At 40.4% G+C, this 19,472-nt stretch carries 15 protein-coding genes; 3 read left to right on the forward strand and 12 right to left on the reverse strand.

Annotation, left to right across the window (positions count from 1 at the left end):
• Positions 1-165 precede the first annotated feature (165 nt).
• From E1163_RS15730 to lepA, 6 genes are all read right to left on the reverse strand, one after another.
• Entirely contained in the window at positions 166-693 is a 528-nt protein-coding gene (locus tag E1163_RS15730) for a hypothetical protein (protein ID WP_155173409.1), read from the reverse strand.
• 12 nt (positions 694-705) lie between these two features.
• On the reverse strand, positions 706-2,172 hold the full coding sequence (locus E1163_RS15735; protein WP_155173410.1) for a SusD/RagB family nutrient-binding outer membrane lipoprotein: 1,467 nt from the start codon (positions 2,170-2,172) through the stop codon (positions 706-708).
• A gap of 20 nt (positions 2,173-2,192) precedes the next feature.
• Complete coding sequence (locus E1163_RS15740) at positions 2,193-5,306, reverse strand: SusC/RagA family TonB-linked outer membrane protein (RefSeq protein ID WP_155173411.1); 3,114 nt, start codon at positions 5,304-5,306, stop codon at positions 2,193-2,195.
• A 158-nt stretch (positions 5,307-5,464) separates the two neighbouring features.
• Positions 5,465-7,375, reverse strand: a complete 1,911-nt coding sequence (locus tag E1163_RS15745; protein ID WP_155173412.1) for an OmpA family protein — start codon at positions 7,373-7,375, stop codon at positions 5,465-5,467.
• Positions 7,376-7,439: 64 nt separating this feature from the next.
• On the reverse strand, positions 7,440-8,330 hold the full coding sequence (locus tag E1163_RS15750; protein WP_155173413.1) for a bifunctional 5,10-methylenetetrahydrofolate dehydrogenase/5,10-methenyltetrahydrofolate cyclohydrolase: 891 nt from the start codon (positions 8,328-8,330) through the stop codon (positions 7,440-7,442).
• A 6-nt stretch (positions 8,331-8,336) separates the two neighbouring features.
• A complete protein-coding gene (lepA, locus tag E1163_RS15755) occupies positions 8,337-10,121 on the reverse strand; it encodes a translation elongation factor 4 (RefSeq protein ID WP_155173414.1) in 1,785 nt (594 codons plus the stop codon).
• Between the two features lie 245 nt (positions 10,122-10,366).
• Between lepA and E1163_RS15760 the strand changes: the two genes are divergently transcribed.
• Positions 10,367-10,900 (forward strand): DUF4924 family protein, encoded by a 534-nt coding sequence (locus E1163_RS15760; protein WP_155173415.1) that lies wholly within the window; start codon positions 10,367-10,369, stop codon positions 10,898-10,900.
• Positions 10,901-10,937: 37 nt separating this feature from the next.
• Here E1163_RS15760 and E1163_RS15765 read toward each other — a convergent pair whose 3' ends face one another.
• From E1163_RS15765 to E1163_RS15775, 3 genes are read right to left on the reverse strand one after another with little or no spacing between them, the layout of a single operon-like run.
• Positions 10,938-12,224, reverse strand: coding sequence for an amidohydrolase family protein (locus E1163_RS15765; protein WP_155173416.1), 1,287 nt, complete (start codon positions 12,222-12,224; stop codon positions 10,938-10,940).
• A 48-nt stretch (positions 12,225-12,272) separates the two neighbouring features.
• A complete protein-coding gene (locus E1163_RS15770) occupies positions 12,273-12,968 on the reverse strand; it encodes a class I SAM-dependent methyltransferase (RefSeq protein WP_155173417.1) in 696 nt (231 codons plus the stop codon).
• 9 nt (positions 12,969-12,977) lie between these two features.
• Complete coding sequence (locus tag E1163_RS15775; protein WP_155173418.1) at positions 12,978-13,388, reverse strand: tellurite resistance TerB family protein; 411 nt, start codon at positions 13,386-13,388, stop codon at positions 12,978-12,980.
• Between the two features lie 206 nt (positions 13,389-13,594).
• On the opposite strand from E1163_RS15775, the gene E1163_RS15780 reads away from it, so the two are divergent.
• A complete protein-coding gene (locus tag E1163_RS15780) occupies positions 13,595-14,179 on the forward strand; it encodes an acyl carrier protein phosphodiesterase (protein ID WP_155173419.1) in 585 nt (194 codons plus the stop codon).
• A 45-nt stretch (positions 14,180-14,224) separates the two neighbouring features.
• On the opposite strand, the gene E1163_RS15785 is transcribed toward E1163_RS15780, so the two are convergent.
• Positions 14,225-17,020, reverse strand: a complete 2,796-nt coding sequence (locus E1163_RS15785; protein WP_155173420.1) for a VPS10 domain-containing protein — start codon at positions 17,018-17,020, stop codon at positions 14,225-14,227.
• A gap of 118 nt (positions 17,021-17,138) precedes the next feature.
• Here E1163_RS15785 and E1163_RS15790 point away from each other — a divergent pair, with 118 nt between their 5' ends.
• Positions 17,139-17,507 carry a hypothetical protein gene (locus tag E1163_RS15790; RefSeq protein WP_155173421.1) on the forward strand — a complete coding sequence of 123 codons (369 nt, stop codon included), beginning with the start codon at positions 17,139-17,141 and terminating at the stop codon, positions 17,505-17,507.
• A gap of 61 nt (positions 17,508-17,568) precedes the next feature.
• Here E1163_RS15790 and thiL read toward each other — a convergent pair whose 3' ends face one another.
• Positions 17,569-18,606 (reverse strand): thiamine-phosphate kinase, encoded by a 1,038-nt coding sequence (thiL, locus tag E1163_RS15795; RefSeq protein ID WP_155173422.1) that lies wholly within the window; start codon positions 18,604-18,606, stop codon positions 17,569-17,571.
• A 311-nt stretch (positions 18,607-18,917) separates the two neighbouring features.
• Complete coding sequence (gene mce, locus E1163_RS15800) at positions 18,918-19,328, reverse strand: methylmalonyl-CoA epimerase (RefSeq protein ID WP_155173423.1); 411 nt, start codon at positions 19,326-19,328, stop codon at positions 18,918-18,920.
• Between the last annotated feature and the right edge of the window lie 144 nt (positions 19,329-19,472).

Below are 19,472 nucleotides of genomic sequence, written 5' to 3' on the forward strand. Positions count from 1 at the left end.
TTGTTTCTCAACTAATTTTCAAGGAAGCCCCGAGATAAGCAGGTTAAGCTATAACACCCTGTGTTAAAAATAAAAGGGCCAGCGATAAACCTCGCCGACCCAATTTATTGAGCCTATTGAAACAGCCTCTAAATATCCAAATTTTAAGTTAGCATTAAACCTTCATTACTCATTATCCGCAATATTAAAATTAATTTCTTTCCTAATAGCCCCCCTACCACCATCTAATTTAATAGAGTTGTCTGTCGCACCCACTGCTCCTGTTAATGTAACAATCAAGGTTTTATCGCCATCGGCTATAGCATCATCCAAAAACTTAATAGTAAAATTTGTTTGATCAACAACTACATCACTATTGTCTGTTTTAGTGTATTCAATGAATAGCTTCGCACCGGTTTCAGACGCTGACACTAAACTGTCAGCAGCTATATCAAAATCCACACCATATTCGGCGTCACCGCTAAAAGAAAGCTCAGCTATCAAATCTGCCTCCATTGAAATAGGAACCTGAACAGTAAACTCCTCTTCTTCGCCACCCTCAACTGTTTCCACTTCTTCAGGAGTATTAGCAGCAAATTGAACAAACAAATTAGTTTGCTCCAAGCCATCAATCGGATTATCATAGTCCTCTTCACACGATGCTAATGAAACAATCACCAACAAACATGATATATATAAATAAATATTTTTCATCTTAATATACATTTATTGTTTTTCAAAAAATACCGGCTTATCTCTCAGAGGAGAAACCTCAGGAGCATTAGGGTTATTGGTCAGTGTAGACTGTGGTAATGGAATTCTACTAATAACGGTAGATATTGGCCCCCCAGCAGCCGGTGTAAGGGCTGGCTGTTTTGTTCTTCTCCAGTGAGACCATGCCTCAACACCATTCCAGAATAATGCTTTGTATAGTTCTCTTTGAACAAGAGCTTCACCGCCTGCTGTTACATCCAACGAAGCAATGTATGCATCTTTATCTACTTCATCTATCTCCTGAGCACTACCATCAAATATATTCATATGAGCTCTTACACCGTTCTCCAATGCTTGCTGAGCATTCCCTGTAGCTAGACCTCTCTCATATGCTTCAGCTGCAAGCAAATAATACTCAGATGCTAACAGCCAATCATCAGATTTATCCTGGCTAATATAAAACGGAGAGACATAACCTCTATCTACTGCAGCAGGTAAAGGTGCAGCACCATTAACAGCCCCTTCAAAAACGCCTCCGGCATTCTGATAGTTTGGAACAAAGAATGCATTCAAACGAGGATCGTTTTCATCTGTAAGCATATCAACTAAATTCTTAGAAGCTAACCTCCACGCCTGATGCTGTCTATCCGAAGCACTAGGCAGAAATGAGTTAAACTGGGTAAAGTTATCAAATGTAGCATAATCAAAATTTTGATTAGTTCGTGTTGGAAAATACCTAAACTTCGCATCTTCAGCCCCGTCCATATCATCTATAAAGTTTGCACCGGAACTCAATAGAGCAGATACCTCAGCAGATCGGTCTTGCACATAAGACAGCCTCATTAAGGCCCTAAGTTTTAAGGTATTACCGAAGGCTTCCCAATTATTCATATTTCCACCATAAATATGATCAAAGTTTACAATTGTAAAAGGCTCACTTTGGTTATTCAAGTCTATTCTGCTGAGACCATCATTTATTAAGTCAAGTATTCCCTGGTAAATTGATGCCCCATCGTCATATTTAGGAAACTGAATTTCCGGATTATTAGATTCAAAGAAAGGCATTTCTCCCCACCTATCAACTCCGTGTATCCATGCAAATGCTTGTAGAATTTTAAGCTGAGCAATAACGTTTTGATTTCCTTCTTCCTCAGCCAAACCAATAGCTAGATTCAAATCTTTGATAATGTCCTGATAAAAGGTAAACTCCCAAAAGTTATTATTTCCAATCTCACTAAAGCCGTAAGTATCTGGAGCCGTAAGAACTACAATTGGTTTCCAATGCTGAATATATGCTGCTCCGTCAGGCCCTAAGGTTGTAAGCCTTACTTGGGAAAGAGAAATTGCAGCATTCATCATAAGTGTACCAGGTGGCACATCCGTAGATCTATTTGGGTTTGTATTAACATCTAAGAAATCCTTTTCACAAGAACTCAAGAGAAACAACCCAACAAAAAGTAATATTATATTTTTTTTCATAATTAATTCTTGTTTTAATGTTAGAATGTTAGCCTAACGTTGAAACCATATGACCTAGTAGTAGGCAAGTTAAATGCTTCTATTCCTTGAGCATTCCCAGGACCGTAGAAGCTCACTTCCGGATCAATATGAGGTATTTTAGAATATAAAAGAGCCAAGTTTCTTGCTTCAAAACCAACTTCAATTCTACCAAAAGGAGTATTTTCAATCAAAGATTTGGGTAGAGAATACCCGACTCTTACTTCTCGCAACTTAACATAAGTTGCATCAAATATTCCATCTTCATCAACGTCATCTTGCTGTTGCCAGAATTGTTGTGCTGTAATTGCTATATCATTAGGTTTAGTTGAGACAGCATTACCTTCTTCATCTTCTTCAAGCAAAATAACCCCATTATCAATATATGCTATATCTCTACCTGCTTCTGTTTCTGTAACAACTCCAGATGCTCTTACATTCTGTATAGTCTGCGAATGCAATTCACCTCCTTGTTTCCAATCAATCAGAGCACTTACAGAAAGCCCCTTAAATCTGAATTCGTTTTGAAATCCGAGACGAAAATCTGGAGTAATGTTACCGAGCTTAACTCCTTCTTCATCTAACCTAAGACCGTTATCTGGATTTATTAAATAATTGCCATTCTGGTCGCGTCTCCACCCTGAACCAAAAATAGTACCAAGAGGCTCCCCTACAAATGCCTTAAGGCTAGGGTTTGTTCTTGTACCCGGAACATCAGTATTATCAAAACCATCAAGTAATTCAACTAACTCATTTTCGTTTTTAGCAAAATTAACAGTTGCCACCCATTTAAAATCACCGATTTGCAATGCCGTACCTTCTAACCTTAATTCTATTCCTTTGTTAACGATGCTTCCAGCATTTAGCAACTGAGTGGAGAAGCCTGTACTAGGGGCTACACTCACACCAATAATTTGATTATCGGTTGTTGAATGATAATAAGTCGCGTCTAATATCAAACGGCTATTAAAAAACTGAAGCTCCGTACCTACTTCAAATGTACTAGTGATCTCTGGCTCAAGTTCAGAATTAGGAATCTGGTTAGTTCCAGCAAACCCAGGAATACCATTGAAAGGGTATGAATTATCCACTCCAAACAACTGAAATATATCGGTTTGAGGTATAAATGTAAACTGCAAAGTAAATGGATCCGAATATCCCCCTACTTGAGCCCATCCAGCTCTTAATTTTGCGTAAGAAAGAATATTAGATTTCAAATCAAATGCATCCGTTAACACCGCACTAGCACTCACTCCAGGGTAGAAATAAGATTGATTATCCTTAGGAAGAGTGGAATTCCAGTCATTTCTCCCCGTAATATTTAAGAATAGATAGTCATTATACGAAAAACCTAAATCGAAGAAAACCCCATACAACCTTCTCCTATCCAAAACTGTTTCTGAAGGAGTATTGACAGTGGCATTATCAGGAATAAACAACTGAGGATCAACCAAGTCCTGACCTCTATTAAATGAACTTTCTACATAAATTTCATTAACATTATGACCTAAAATCAAATTAGCATTCAGACCATCTGTAAGGTTCCTATTAATTGTTACAATTAGGTCAGAATTAATCTGCGATTCAAAAATTCGATCCGTCCAAAACTGTCCATTTGCAGCACCAACAGAGTTGGGAACATAAATTTGCTTTCTTTTATCCCTAATAATGTCTGCTCCTAATTTCCAAGAGATATTAATCCAATCCAACGGCTTTACACCAACTTGGCCGAAACCAAACATTCGGTCTACATTCTGAGTAAAAACATTCTCATTTAACGAAAAATAAGGGTTCTGTGTCAATCCTAAAAATAATTTAGGTGTGCCATCTTCATTCATATAATCTCGTAATCCTTCAACATCAATATTGCGAGGTATATCAGTTACAATAGAAGCCACGGCATTCGGATTATTAAATCCCGTTTCTGGACGTCCATCATTTCTCGATCTAATATAATTTATTCCAAAACTAGAATAAAACTTATTACTAAATTCTCTTGAACCGTTCATATTAAATGATAATTTGCTCAATTCAGTATTAGGCACAATTCCTTCCTGGTCAAACGCCGTTACACCAAATCTATAAGTAGATTTTTCATCGCCACCAGCCAATGAAACACTGTTAATTATAGTTTTACCTGTTTCATAAAAATCTTCCACATTGTCTGGGAATGCTTCATAACGCTTTGTAGTCCCATCAGGGGCAATGAAACTTCTTCCATCCATCCTAGGTCCCCAACTGACTGTACCGGCACTATCCAGTTTATTAATAGACCCTTGCCCATATGTATTCTGATAATCAGGCAATCTAAAAGGGTTGTCAAAACGAATAGAACTATTTACGGTAACCGACATTTTTTCATTCTTTTTCCCTTTTTTAGTCGTTATAATAATAACTCCATTCGCAGCTCGCTGACCATAAAGCGCAGCAGCAGCAGCACCTTTAAGCACAGTTAATGACTCAATGTCATCTGGGTTTATATCTCCGGCTCTATTACCATAATCTACGCCAGAAAAGCGATCTACAGACGCAATATTAGAGTTACTGATAGGAACCCCATCCACAACATATAAAGGTTGGTTATTTCCTCCTATTGAAGCAGCTCCTCTAATTACTACTCTAGATGATGCTCCCACAGTACCTGAAGATGCAGTTACATCAACTCCAGCTACTTTACCAGAAAGTGAATTTGCGATATTAGCCTCCCTGGCCTTTAGTACTTCTTCTGAGTCTACAGTCGATACTGCATACCCAAGAGCTCTTTCCTCACGCTCTATACCTGCTGCTGTCACAACAACTTCTGAAAGCTGCTGCACATCCTGGGACATCTGAACATCAATTACGGATCTGCTTCCAACAGATATCTCTTCTGTTGCGAGACCGATAAAAGAAAACACAAGTGTTCCCTCTCCTGTAGGAAGAGTAAGTGTAAAATTACCGTCGATATCGGTGACGGTACCCGTGGTTGTACCTTTCAGCACAACGTTAACTCCGGGTAGGGCCGTCCCATCGTCGATGGACGTAACCTTACCGGATACGGTACGTTCTTGAGCCCACGATTCACTAAATGTGAATGCGAGCGTCAACATGAAACCAAGTAGTAAAAACTTCTTCATATTGTTTTGTTTAGGTTAAAATTTAAAATATATCACGTCCAAACATAATATAAAATTTGGTGAGGGTAAAATATTTTATCAATATTTTACTGCAATTTGGAGTAGACACGACAGATTATTCGGATTAAAAAAATTATATACCCCAAAATGGGGGATGATTACCTAATGATCTGAAACTCAATCCTTCTGTTCATCTGTCTGTGAAGGTCTGAGTCATTGGGAAAGGCGGGCATGTTTTGACCATACCCTTTGTATTTGAGACGTGCTTTATTGATGCCCTTTTCAATTAGAAAATCGTAAACAGATTTTGCCCTCCTTAATGAAAGGTCAAGATTATATTCACCGCTCCCTGTATTATCTGTATGGCCTCCGATTTCAATTCGGGCATTGGGGTTAGCATTTAAAAAACTTATTAGTTTATTTAACTCTGTCTTGGATTTATCTTTCAAAGCATAGCTGTCCACATCAAAAAAGATATTGTTGAGAACTGCTTTTGCTCCCTCAGAGATGGGCTTCAAATAAATATCAAGTTTAACGGGTTGCAGATCTTCATTTAACTGATACTCGAAAGACAGGCTTTCAAACAGGTAACCCGGCTTATTTACATAGAGAGCATAGTCAGAACCTTCGGTTAGCACCATTAAATATTCTCCGGAAACTGAATCTGAATAAACAAACCCTTCTCTGGCTTCATTTTTAAGGTCATATAGCTCTATTCCTGCTTTAAGTGGCTTTTTTGTCACTGCATCAAAAACATGGCCGGTAACATATGAAGTGCGGTATTTAACTTTTGCATTTGCAGGTACATTGAACTCATAAAGCTTACCTTTCTGATTGGGATCATTGGTCACCTCATGAGAATAATATCCCTTTTCGCCATCTGACGTTATAAATAAAGAGACCTGATCAGCGCTTGTATTTATGGGATATCCTATGTTTTTGGGTTCTGACCAGTTTTTATCATCTCGCTCGGTATAAAATATATCAAAGCCACCAAACCCGGTGAGTCCATTGGAGGCGAAATATAACGTCACATTGTTAGGATGAATAAAAGGAGAAACCTCATCATGGGGTGTATTAATTGACCTCCCCAAATTAGAGGGGTTTGACCATTGTTCCTTATCATCCAAATAAGACACCCAAATGTCTCTGCCACCTACTCCTCCTCCACGATTAGAAATAAAATATAAGGTACGGCCGTCAGAAGATAAAGACGGCTGGGACTCCCAGGCGGATGAATTGACTTTACTCCCAAGGTTTACTGGTTCAGACCATTCTTCACCGGTCTTTTTGCTGATGTACAAATCGCAGCTCCCATAGCCTTTTCTACCATAGCAGGATGTAAAAATAAGTACTCTGCCGTCAGCAGATAAGGTGCAGGTGCCTTCGTTCCATTCAGAGTTAATGTTTTCTGACAAAGACTCTGGGTGCATCCACCGGCCATCTGCATTTTTACGGCTTATCACCAGATCCTCATCATGGTTCATGGTAGTTCCCAGACGACGGGTAAATATTACTGCTTGCTGATCAACCGTAACGATAGGAAAATACTGCATAGGGAAGGCATTTACAGTATCACTGAGCGGGCGTGGATTAAATTCCGAAGCAAGCTCCATATTGTCGAGAGCAAATTGAGCATCGTTTTTAATTTTATTGGCATCGGCAAGTCTTCGACTATTTCGAGGATTGGCGCTCAGGTACCTGTCTATATACTCTATTGCCTTTTGATACTCGGCCTTCAGAAGATATAATTCTCCCAGCTCAAAGGCATTGCCTGGCCCTGTTTTTTCACTCAAATTATCTGCTTTAAGCAATAGTTGCTCTGCCTTATCCAGCTCTCCTTTGGCTTTATAGATGATACCTAATCTAAAATAAGCTTCATGAAATTTATCATCCTTGTCTATGGCCTGCTCCAATAGCTGAATGGCCATAGTGTACTGACCTCGTACCCGGTAGTTGTCTGCCTGATAGTAATATTCGGCAGCTTTTTTTGATTTGGTGCTTAAGTTAGCTTGAGCAAATGTTAGAAAAGGGACTATAGACAGCAGTACAACAACAAGTATTCTCATATCGGCATTAAGATTCCTTAAACATATGAATCTGTAACGAGAAATACCAATAAGAAATTTCAGTCTACGCTGAATGTGCTGCTCTCTTTTTTGATGCCTTTAAGGTATTCAACAATAATGAGGCTATGGTCATAGGCCCTACTCCCCCGGGAACAGGTGTGATGTAGCTTGCTTTAGGAGCAACTTCGTCAAACTCCACATCTCCCTTTAGGTAGTAACCACGTTCGTTCTCGTCTGTATCAATCCGTGTGATACCGACGTCCACCACTACCACTCCATCTTTCACCATATCTCCTTTAATCAGACCTGGCTTCCCAGTGGCTACGATGAGGATATCAGCTTGTTTTGTAAATTCCTCCAGCTTTTGCGTGTGTATATGGCAAACTGTAACCGTGGCATACTCGTGATAAGACATGATAATACTCATAGGGGCTCCCACAGTCCTGCTGTTCCCAACCATTACGCAATGACGGCCTTTAATTTCTATGTTGTATCTTTTCAAAAGTTCGAGTATACCATATGGAGTGGCTGGCATAAGACCTGGATTTTTGGAAGTGATCCTACCATAGTTAAGGTTTGTAAAACCATCTACATCTTTCTCAGGGCGGATACACTCTGTCACCTTGGCTGATGAAATATGGGCAGGAAGCGGAAGCTGTACTATTAAGCCATCAATATCATCATCATTATTAATGCGCTCTATTTCGGAAATTAGCTTGGCTTCGCTAATGGTAGCAGGAAAATTCAGGAGAGTATACTCAAAGCCTACCCTGGTGCAGGCTTTGATCTTATTGTTTACATATGTCTGGCTGGCACCGTCATCGCCTACAAGTATGGCTGCAAGGTGTGGCATTTTCCCTCCTACAGACACTATGGACTTGACTTCGGAGGCTATTTCGTCTTTAATTTCATTAGCTATTTTTTTCCCATCAAGGATAGTGTAAGAATCTGCCATTTGCTATTAATCTAATTTAAGTACTGCCATAAATGCCTCTTGTGGTATTTCGACATTACCTACCTGACGCATACGTTTTTTACCTTTTTTCTGCTTTTCCAAAAGCTTTCTCTTTCTGGAGATATCACCTCCGTAACACTTGGCCAACACGTTCTTACGCATTGCTTTTACGGTTTCCCTGGCAATAATTTTTGTACCAATAGAGGCTTGGACAGCAATTTCGAACATTTGTCTCGGGATTAGTTCCTTGAGCTTTTCACACAATCTCTTCCCCCATTCGTATGCTTTATCTCTATGTACAATGGCTGATAAAGCATCTACTTTTTCACCATTAAGCATAATATCAAGCTTAACCATGGTCGATTGCCTGAAACCAATAAGCTCATAGTCCAGCGAAGCGTAGCCCTTGGAAAGGGTTTTAAGCTTATCAAAGAAATCAAATACAATTTCTGACAGAGGTAGTTCAAAGGTAAGTTCTACCCGTTCTGCCGTGAGGTAAACCTGGTTTTTGATAATACCTCTTTTCTCCATGCAAAGACCAATAATGTTTCCGATAAACTCAGACTTTGTAATGATCTGGGCCCGTATGAATGGTTCTTCAATGTGAGAAATGGTGTTAGGCTCCGGCATCTCGGAAGGTGCATTTATTTTCCGGATAGAGCCATCTGTTTTTACTGCATGAAACTGCACGGAAGGAACAGTAGTGATCACTGTCATATCAAACTCACGTTCCAAACGCTCCTGCACGATCTCCATATGGAGCATTCCAAGGAAACCGCACCTGAAACCGAACCCAAGAGCTGCAGATGTCTCAGGCTCCCAAACCAGGGACGCATCATTTAACTGTAGCTTCTCCATGGCAGCTCTTAACTCTTCAAACTCACTGGTTTCAACAGGGTAAATACCAGCAAAAACCATAGGTTTAACGTTTTCGAAACCTTTAACCGCTTCACAAGGCTTATCTACGTGGGTAATGGTATCCCCTACTTTAACTTCTTTAGCTACTTTGATACCGGAAATAATATAACCTACATTACCTGCACTAATTGATTGTTTAGGCTGTTGCTTAAGTTTTAGCACCCCGATCTCGTCGGCTTCATAGGTTTTCCCTGTGTGGACGAATTTAACTTTGTCCCCTTTATTGATTGTACCATCAAAAACCCTGAAATAAACTTCGATTCCCCGGAAAGGGTTGAATACCGAGTCAAAAATCATCGCTTTCAATGGCTTGTTGACATCTCCTTTGGGCGCCGGGATCCTTTTCACCACCGCCTCAAGTATTTCGCTGATGCCGATACCTTCTTTGGCACTTGCCCTGATCACATCTGAGGGATCACATCCTATCAAATTCACGATCTCGTCCGTAACCTCTTCAGGCATAGCACTTGGGAGGTCTATTTTGTTCAGAACCGGTATAATTTCCAGATCATGCTCAAGGGCAAGGTAGAGGTTTGAAATAGTCTGGGCTTCTATGCCTTGTGCTGCATCAACTATCAATAAAGCTCCCTCACAAGCTGCAATGGAGCGGGATACTTCATAGGAAAAGTCCACGTGTCCCGGAGTGTCAATGAGGTTAAGAATGTAGTCTTTCCCCTCAAAGTTATAATCCATTTGTATGGCATGACTTTTAATAGTGATGCCACGTTCACGCTCCAGATCCATGTTATCCAACAGTTGATCCTGCATATCGCGATCTGCAACCGTACCGGTAGACTGCAACAGTCTGTCAGCCAGTGTACTCTTACCATGATCAATATGAGCTATAATGCAAAAATTCCTTATGTTATCCATCTTGTTTATCCTCTCCTAAAAGATTCCTCTCTAATGCTTCAAACCTCAAACTGTGCTACGTCGGAATATTACCAAAAAATATTTACCTAGCAATCAGGACGATACTTCTTACGAATTGCTCAAAAGAAAACAGCTCGTTATATTACGTATGGAGATTTTAGCACCTGATTTTAAAGTGCAAAATTAGATAATTATTACTACTTAATTAACATTGCAGAATACTAATTATTTATACTCTACTATCCATGAATATTGCTGAAAATAAAAAAAGAAACAACATATCCGAATACATTATTCACATGTATCAAACGGAAGACCTGATCAGGGTCTATGACTTTGACATGGAGCAGATAAAAAAGTATGTGATAAAGCATATTCCGGCCGAAGAAGGGGAAAAAGAAGAGATCAGTAAATGGTATGCGGATATAATGGAAAAAATGAAAACTGAGGGCATTGAAGAAAAGGGACATCTTGATGAGGTTCAGGATTATGTTACCCAGTTATCCCAAATAATGAATGAGCTCAAGGAGTCTGACAAGAGTTTTCAAAAGATATACTCTGCCGCCAAACCTCATATTGATGAAAGTATCAGTTTTTCCAACGGGTTTATCAAAGAAGAAGTACAAGCCTGCCTGAATGGTATTTATGGGCTTCTGCTAGCTCGATTGAACGGCCGCCAGGTACCAGAAGAGGTTATGGCAGGTATCAACACCTTTGGAGATGTACTGTCGTACCTGACCTATAAATACAAGCAAAAGAATTTCCTGAATGACAATTAATTCCTTTGCAGCCTCTTGCAGCCCTCATCTGTACTGTTTACTCTGATTTATAAACCTCCCCTCCTTTCATAACGAATGTTACATTTTCCATAGTATGGATATTTTCGAGGGGATTATCATTAACAGCCACTATATCTGCTTTTTTGCCTTCTTCTATAGTCCCAAGGTCTTCGGCATTAAGCATTTTGGCAGCTACACTGGTGGCTGATTTTATAGCTTCCATGGGAGACATGCCTGCTTCAACCATATAACCAAATTCTTTTCCATTTTCCCCATGAGGGAAGACTCCGGCATCAGTTCCAAAAGCTATCTTCACGCCTCGTTTATATGCTTCTGCGAAAGTTTTCTGTATTTGTGGGCCGATAGCCAGGGCTTTAGGTACAACCACTGCAGGGTAGTACCCTTCGATTTTTGCCTGCTCCGCAACAAATTTTCCTGCTGAAATGGTAGGCACATAGTAGGTCCCTTTTTGCTTCATCAGATCCATTACCTCAGGGGTCATCATGGTTCCGTGTTCAATGGAAGTTATGCCGGCTTCCACTGCCCTTTTCATGCCTTCTGCCCCATGTGCATGGGCAGCGGTAATCATACCATATTCCTTTGCAGTCTCAACAATTGCTTTAAGCTCATCCATTTTAAATTGAGGCCCTGAACCATCTTTGGCTACACTTAACACACCACCCGTGGCTGTTATTTTAATCACATCTGCTCCATTTTTATATCGCTGCCTTACAGCTTTTCTGGCCTCATCTTCACCATTGATCACTCCTTCTTTTGGTCCCGGATCTCCCATCAGATCATGCCTGTAGCCATTGGTGGGGTCAGCATGTCCTCCGGTCGTGGCAATAGACTTACCGGCGGAAAATATTCTGGGCCCTATCACCTTACCCGCATTGATTGCGTTTCTTAAAGCTGTATTGACACCGCTTCCTCCAAGGTCACGAACGGTAGTAAAACCTGCCATCAAAGTTCGGTTGGCATATACGGTTGAGTTAAAAGCAATATCGGCCTCGTTCAAGGTAAATCTTTTAATGTAGTTGTCGCGACTGGTTTCCCCTTCAATATGGACGTGCATATCCATCAATCCGGGAAGTACAGTCTTACTTTTCAGATCAATTACTTTTTCATTTTCAGCAGCTTGCGTATATCCTTTTTCAACCTTTACAATTTTGTCGCCTTCAACGACAATAGTCATTTCTTTCATGACTTTATCATTTTTCCCATCTATCAGTTGGCCGCAATGTATGAATGTTTTTTGCGCATGAAGGTTTATGGCTATCCCTGTAAAGAACAGCAAACATGAGATCAGAAATATCTTTTGCATATGTTTTGTAGGTTGCGTGTTGAGCCTACCAATATAAGAATAAGTCTATTATGAAAAAACCTTTAATATAGCAAGGTACTCATCTTCATCGCCCTGATATACTATCTGAGTTTCAAATCCACATGTTGCAGCTATTGCAACCAAAGTATTTTGATCGAGGTATAGCCATGGGAACCATTCTCCTTGCACATTTTTATACTCGTATTGATATTTTATTTCTCCAAAATATCTGTCAGTTGGTAAATCTCCCTCATAGAGATACGAAATATCACTCGAATCTATAACGATTTGGCCGCCATCCGACAAAAATGACTTTAGCTTGTGCAAAAAATCAGTGAAGTTACTTCTGGTTCCTGAAATGCCTGTGCCATTCATTAACAGCAGTAGTGTATCATACCTATTATCGGTGTGCCATTGAAAAATATCCTGGTGACACACTTTAGTCACTCCCCTTTTACGCATTATTTCACAGGCTTTACCTGATGTTTCTAAAGCGGTAACATCCAGCTCCTGCTGCAAAATCAGACTATGCACACCAACTCCAGCACCAATGTCCAGCGTTTTGCCCTGGCATAGGTGCAATGCATATTGTTCAAGGTCGGTAAGATCATCCTCATTTCTAAAAAAAAACTCTATGGGCATTTCCTCAGGTTCCCCATAGTTATTGTGCAGTAACAATGGCGATGCAATGCCATTGTTAAAGTAGTCGGACAGGGCTTGTCCATAAACATCGGTATATGTCAATTCGGTGTGTTATTTTAACTTTAAGTACAGTTCTGCTCTTCGTTGTATATCCTCTTTGGTTATTTCCATTTCAGGGTCTACCAATGTGGTCGAAACCAGGTCAAAAAGAGCATCTTCTTCATAACCCAATTTCTTAAGAACTTTCAGGCAAAACTTCATTTCTTCCTTGTGTATCCTTCCGTCTATTTTCATCACCAAAACAAGGTTTGCCATTAATTCTATCTTTTCCTCTTTAGTAAGGTGTTCCAAAGATGGAATGGTGTCTTCAGCGGCTGTTTTAGCTATAATAGCATCAATATCGTCAGGATCAACGTTGCTGGATATTCCAATCTGACGTATAAGCTCAAGCTCTGCATCATCGGTATCCCCGTCAATCTTGGCCAGTTGTACCAGGATGTTTAAGTGTGGATTATCCTCCATTTTTATAGATTTTTAAAATGAGACATTAAATATATTTGATTTTACGCAAACTCAACCTTGGAGTGACCGGTTTTATTATAAATTACGTATAATGCACCAGAAAGGCCAGTGGTGCCCGCTTATAAATTTACTGCTCACTATTTTTTAATTTGGCTAAATTTTGGTCAAGTTGTCCTAACAATCAACATTCCTAAACAAATAACCTTATGAATTTTCTTGCCCATTTATATTTATCCGGTAATGACGAAGAAATAATGGTAGGAAATTTTATTGGTGATTTTGTAAAAGGAAAGGCCTATGAAGCCTATAGCGAAAATATTCGGCGAGGTATTTTACTCCACCGCAATATAGATGAGTACACTGACCATCACCCCATAGTAACGGAGAGCAAGAAAAGGCTCTGGGGTAAATACCGACATTATGCCGGGGTAATAGTCGACATGTTTTATGATCATTTCCTGGCAACGCACTGGGCGGAATTTCACAAAATGTCCTTGGCTGATTTCGCTCAACATGTTTACAAGCTTATACAATCTTATGAAGACCGTCTTCCAAAAGGTGTAAGATATATGCTGCCTTACATGATTGAGCATAACTGGCTGCTAAGTTATGCGAAGAAAAATGGGATCAATAATGCGCTTACAGGTATGGCCAGAAGGACCTCTTTTAATTCAAAAATGGAGGAAGCTGTACACGATTTAGACCTTTATTATAATGACTTTGAAAACGATTTTAAAAGGTTTTTTCCTGACCTACAAGCTTTTGTCCAGGAATGGTTGAAACATAATTAAGAAATAAGGCACCGGAAAATTCAAACATCCGGTGCCTGCCTGATTTTATTTTATTTCAAAACTCGCCTTATCGCTTACTGAGCCATTAACCACTTTTATGGTATACTTCCCTTTGCCTGCATACCCCCACTCCTGATCGTCTTTCTTTTTCTTCTTTCCATATGAAGTGGTCTTAACATCCCATTTTGTTTTATGGAATCCGGCAGCCCCATTACCTTCTATTTTCCGCACCAAACCGTTGTTTTCGTTATATATTTCTATCGAAACACTTTGGGTGGGTTTTCCTACATAATATCGGATATCCATTTCCGGATCAAAAGATTTTAGATAAGGATACTGCTTTTCTCCCCATTTTTCAGAGTGGCGTATATTTTCTACTCCAAATATTTTAACAGCTACATCAGTATTTCCTGCCACTTGTTGAAAAGGCTTAACATCAATAATATAAATGCTTCGGCCGTGAGTGCCAACGACAAGTTCGTTCTCTCTGGGGTGAACCATCAGGTCGTAAGCGGCTACATTGGGCACCTGGTTTACCATCATCCATGTATTGCCCTTATCAAAGCTGGTATATGTACCATGATCAGTGCCTAAGTACAGCAAATCGGGATTAACGGGATCCTGGATCAGGTCATTAACCACTACTTCGGGTAAATTCGACTTTAGGGATTTCCAACTTTTACCGTAGTCCGTACTCATGAAGATGTAAGTACTAAAGTCATCTTCCCTGTAGCCATTAAGGCTTACATATACTTCACCTTCATGATGGGGGGAAGCAAATATGCTGGCTATCCATTTGTCTTTGGGCAAGCCTTCGGATATGTCCATCCACTCACCTCCGGAGCTTTTGCTTACGTGAACATTACCATCATCAGTTCCTACATATATCAGCCCAAACTTAAGCGGAGATTCGGAAACCGTTGAAATTGTCGAGAATGGGACATTTCCCTGAGGCTTGTTTTTAGTAAGGTCAGGGCTGATCGCCTCCCAGCTATCACCTCTGTCCAAACTTCTGTAAAGTCTTTGAGACGCGATATAGACTATATCAGGGTTATGATCGCTCAAGATCAATGGCGTTCTCCAATTGAAGCGAAGTACATCTTCACCAATATCGTGTTGGGGTGTTACTTTGGTAAAGTCATTTTCTTTTCTATTGACTCTATAATAGTTTCCAAACTGAAATCCGGTATAGACGATATTGTTATCTCGTGGATCAGGAGAAACAAACATGCCATCACCACCGAAAAGCTGCTCCCAGTGTTTTGTTCTGTTCGGCACTGATTTGGAAGATCCAACCAGGGTACCATTGTCCTGGAGCCCGCCATATACATTGTATGGCTTGTCCATATCTACATTAACCGTGTAAAACTGGCCTACAGGCATGTTATTGATGTGTCTCCAGTTTGCTCCTTCATCATAGCTCTCATATAGTCCTCCATCATTACCCAGCAACAAGTGCTGAGAATCTTTGGGGTTGATCCAAAGTGCCTGATGATCTACGTGGACGTCGCCTATGGTATCGAGCCTTGAATAGGTGACACCTCCATCAGTAGACTTCAAAAGTGGTACTCCAAAAATATAAACCAGATCAGGATTATCAGGCGCTACACGCACCTCTCCAAAGTAGTAACCATAGGTAAAATAAACCCCCTCCAGATCATAGCTATTCATTTTCTTCCAGGTATCACCATAGTCGTCGGAGCGATATAGTTCTGCTCCTACGGTTGAGGTGTTGAACAAAGCATCGTTGGCATCACCAAAATATTCGGCTATAGCTACAGGCTGATATTTCCCTTGCCTGATTTCCTTTTTAATACGCTCAGCATTGTATTTTTTAGGAAAACCATTATCCTTTAGAAATTCATTGAGCTGGTCATCACTCAGGTCAAGGAGGTGCTGCGCTGTCATGTCCCTGAAATCGGTTAGCTTCAATTTCTTGTCTTCTTTCTTCTTTTTCTCCTTCTTCACTGTAGCCTGATTATCAAGAAAAGCATAGATAATATTAGGACTTGATGCGCTGACATTTAAACCAATGCGCCCTACTATCTCCCCTTCGGGAAAACCATCCATAGTTTTTGACCAGGTTTGTCCTCCATCATCAGAGCGGTATATCCCCGAACCGGGGCCGCTGCCTTTAAAATCCCAGGCTTTCCGGGTTCTTTCCCATGCACTCGCCCAAAGCTGGTCCGGATTTGCCGGGTTGATCACAAGGTCAATGATCCCGGTGCTATCATTTACAAACAAGGTTTTGTTCCAGGTTTTCCCTCCATCGGTACTTCTATAAACACCACGGTCTTCATTGTGCGTGTAGAGGGCTCCCACGGAAGCAACCCACACAATGTCCGGGTTCTGAGGATGGACTATAACTTTCCCAATGTGTTGGGTATTGCTTAGCCCCAGGTGCTGCCACGTTTTGCCTCCATCGGCTGTTTTATAGACACCTGAACCTGCATAGCTCGACCGGCTACTGTTGTTTTCCCCGGTACCGACATAGAGTATTTTGCTATCCGAAGGGGCAAGCGCCATGTCTCCAATACCGAGGGCATCCTGATCATCAAAAACAGGTGAAAAGGTTATCCCCCGATTGGTGGTTTTAAATATCCCTCCCGAAGCATATGCCACGTAGTATTCTTTGGAGTTGGTTTCATTTACGGCTATGTCTACAATCCGTCCTCCCTGGACTACAGGACCGATATTCCTGGCCTCATAGCCCTTTAGCAAAGATTTTTCCGCCAAGGCCTTCCGGCGAGTATGGGAATCTGCTATTTCCTTTGAAGGGTCCTGGGCAAATAGGGTAAAGGGTAAAATAAGAACAGATAAAAAAACTTTAAATTTATTCATCTCAAGAATTTGGTTTGACTAAGGGTTAATAAATCATTTCACTGTAGCTAAGGTTTAGCCTGTACAGAAAAAAGTTTGTAACATTACATATTGTTAAATCTAAAAAAATAACTTCGTTATGGATAACGATCCTGAATTGAACGGTAAATATTTGGGACAGATCTCCGAAGACTTTGTAGTAGTGGCGGATACACTCAAGGAAGCATCTTACCAAATCAGGAAAAGAAAGTTTTCTGATTATCCAATATTTCCTATTTCAAAAATAGATCTGCCCATAGGCCAATTGCTGATTGGCAAAGAAGAGCTGGCGATAAACTGGAATTATAATGCCTCGTACCTGGATGAGTTTGTACAGCGGGAAATAGTGGGAGAAGACGGCATCGAAGCTTTTAAGAAAGCGTACAAAGACCCGGATGAATTCTGTTGTTTGTTTGTAGTGGACAATGACTTCACTAACTTCCTGTTTATCCCCTACCCTGAAGATTGATCAAGCCCTGAAATAAGTTGAGCCTCGTTAAAGGCTCAACTGACATCTATCTTTTATTATTTTACGGCTTTTTGAAGTGACTCCAGCCCTGAGCTGTTACCTCAACTTCATTACCACCTTTGGTGGCCATGATATTTCCTTTATCACTGCTCTGCACATAGCCAATAAAATGAATATCGGCATGTTTTTTAAGTTTTTCCATATCATCCATGGATACGGTAAAGAGCAGTTCGTAATCCTCGCCTCCATTCAGCGCCGCTGTCGTAGGGTCAATACCCAGCTCAACGGCGGTGTCGTAGGTTTGTTTATCTATGGGCAGTTTATCTTCATATATTTTCATACCCATACCGGATTGCCTGCTAAGGTGAAGCAGCTCGGAAGCTAATCCGTCGGATATATCAATCATTGAAGAGGGCACTATATCAAGCTCGGCCAATTCATGGACAACACCCATTCTTGCCTCTGGTTTTAACTGACGCTGTACAATATAATCATACTTATCCAATTGAGGTTGCATATCCGGATTGGCCATAAACACCTGCTTCTCCCTTTCCAGTATCTGCAAACCAATAAAAGCCGCCCCAAGATCACCGGTAACACATATCACATCCTTTTCCTTCGCTCCTGACCGTTTGGTAATTTTATCCTGCCCAACCATACCAATGGCCGTAACAGAAATCACCAACCCGCTCATTGAAGAAGTGGTATCCCCTCCAATAAGGTCTACTTTATAGTTGTCGCAAGCAGCCTTTACTCCTTTATAAAACTCATCGACAGCCTCCACTGAAAACCTGTTGCTCAACCCGAGATTAACCGTAATTTGTTTGGGTATGGCATTCATAGCGGCCACATCAGACACATTGACCGCGACAGCTTTATAACCAAGGTGCTGCAAGGGGGTAAAGGAGAGATCAAAATGCACTCCTTCCAGCAGCATATCAGAAGTAACTATGATACGGCTGCCCAAGCTGTTGAGCACTGCAGCATCATCACCTATACCCAGTTCGGTTTCGTTATTTACGGAGGTAAAATTTTGGCTGATCCTGTCTATCAGGCCAAATTCCCCCAAATCGCTTATTTCAGTTCTTTTATTTTCCATAAATACTTGTTATGCTAAATTCATCGGCACTATATGCACTTCGTCGCGCAAAGGTACACGTATATCTTTTATAACTAATAGCACCGGTTACAAACTGTGTACGCTCTTGTATCAATGAATAACTAAAAAGATGCTATTAAACATGGGTATGAAAGCTATAATGAAATTTGTGAGTTTTTTAGTAGTTGGTGTAATACTTTTATCCGCATGCGGACCCAAGCCCCAGTACAAGACCAGGGTGGGTAAGAAGAAATTAAAGCACTATAATTCCATTCAGTACGGAAAAACAGAGCCTAAAACCTTTAAAAGCTTTAAACGTCAGAAGTAATTTCCTGACATAATTCAATAAGAACTCCATTAGTACTCTTGGGGTGTAGAAAGCAAACGAGTTTGTTATCTGCACCCTTTTTGGGTTTGTCGTTCAGCAAAGTAAACCCTTCCCTGGACAATCGTTCCATTTCAGCATGTATATCGGCTACTTCATAAGCTATGTGATGGATCCCCTCACCACGCTTTTCGATGAATTTGGCAATTGCAGAATTTGGATCTGTAGCCTCCAGCAATTCTATCTTGGTTTCACCTACTTTAAAAAACGAGGTATTTACATGCTCTGATGCCACGCTTTCTATTTTGTAGTGCGCACTGTTAAACAGCGTTTGAAACAGCATATTTGAAGATTCAAGGTCTTTTACAGCTATTCCTATATGTTCTACTTTCAGCATATCTTATAATTTAGTTTTTGTCCGTCATTTGACTAACTTTGCCCAAAACTTGAAACTTTTTGACTTTTAGGAAAGTTTTAATTTAAATTTATTCTAAAGTAACAGAATTTAACCCCATATAATGGATACTTCGAGCGATATTCA

This window comes from Fulvivirga kasyanovii (assembly GCF_009711405.1).
Lineage (GTDB): Bacteria > Bacteroidota > Bacteroidia > Cytophagales > Cyclobacteriaceae > Fulvivirga > Fulvivirga kasyanovii.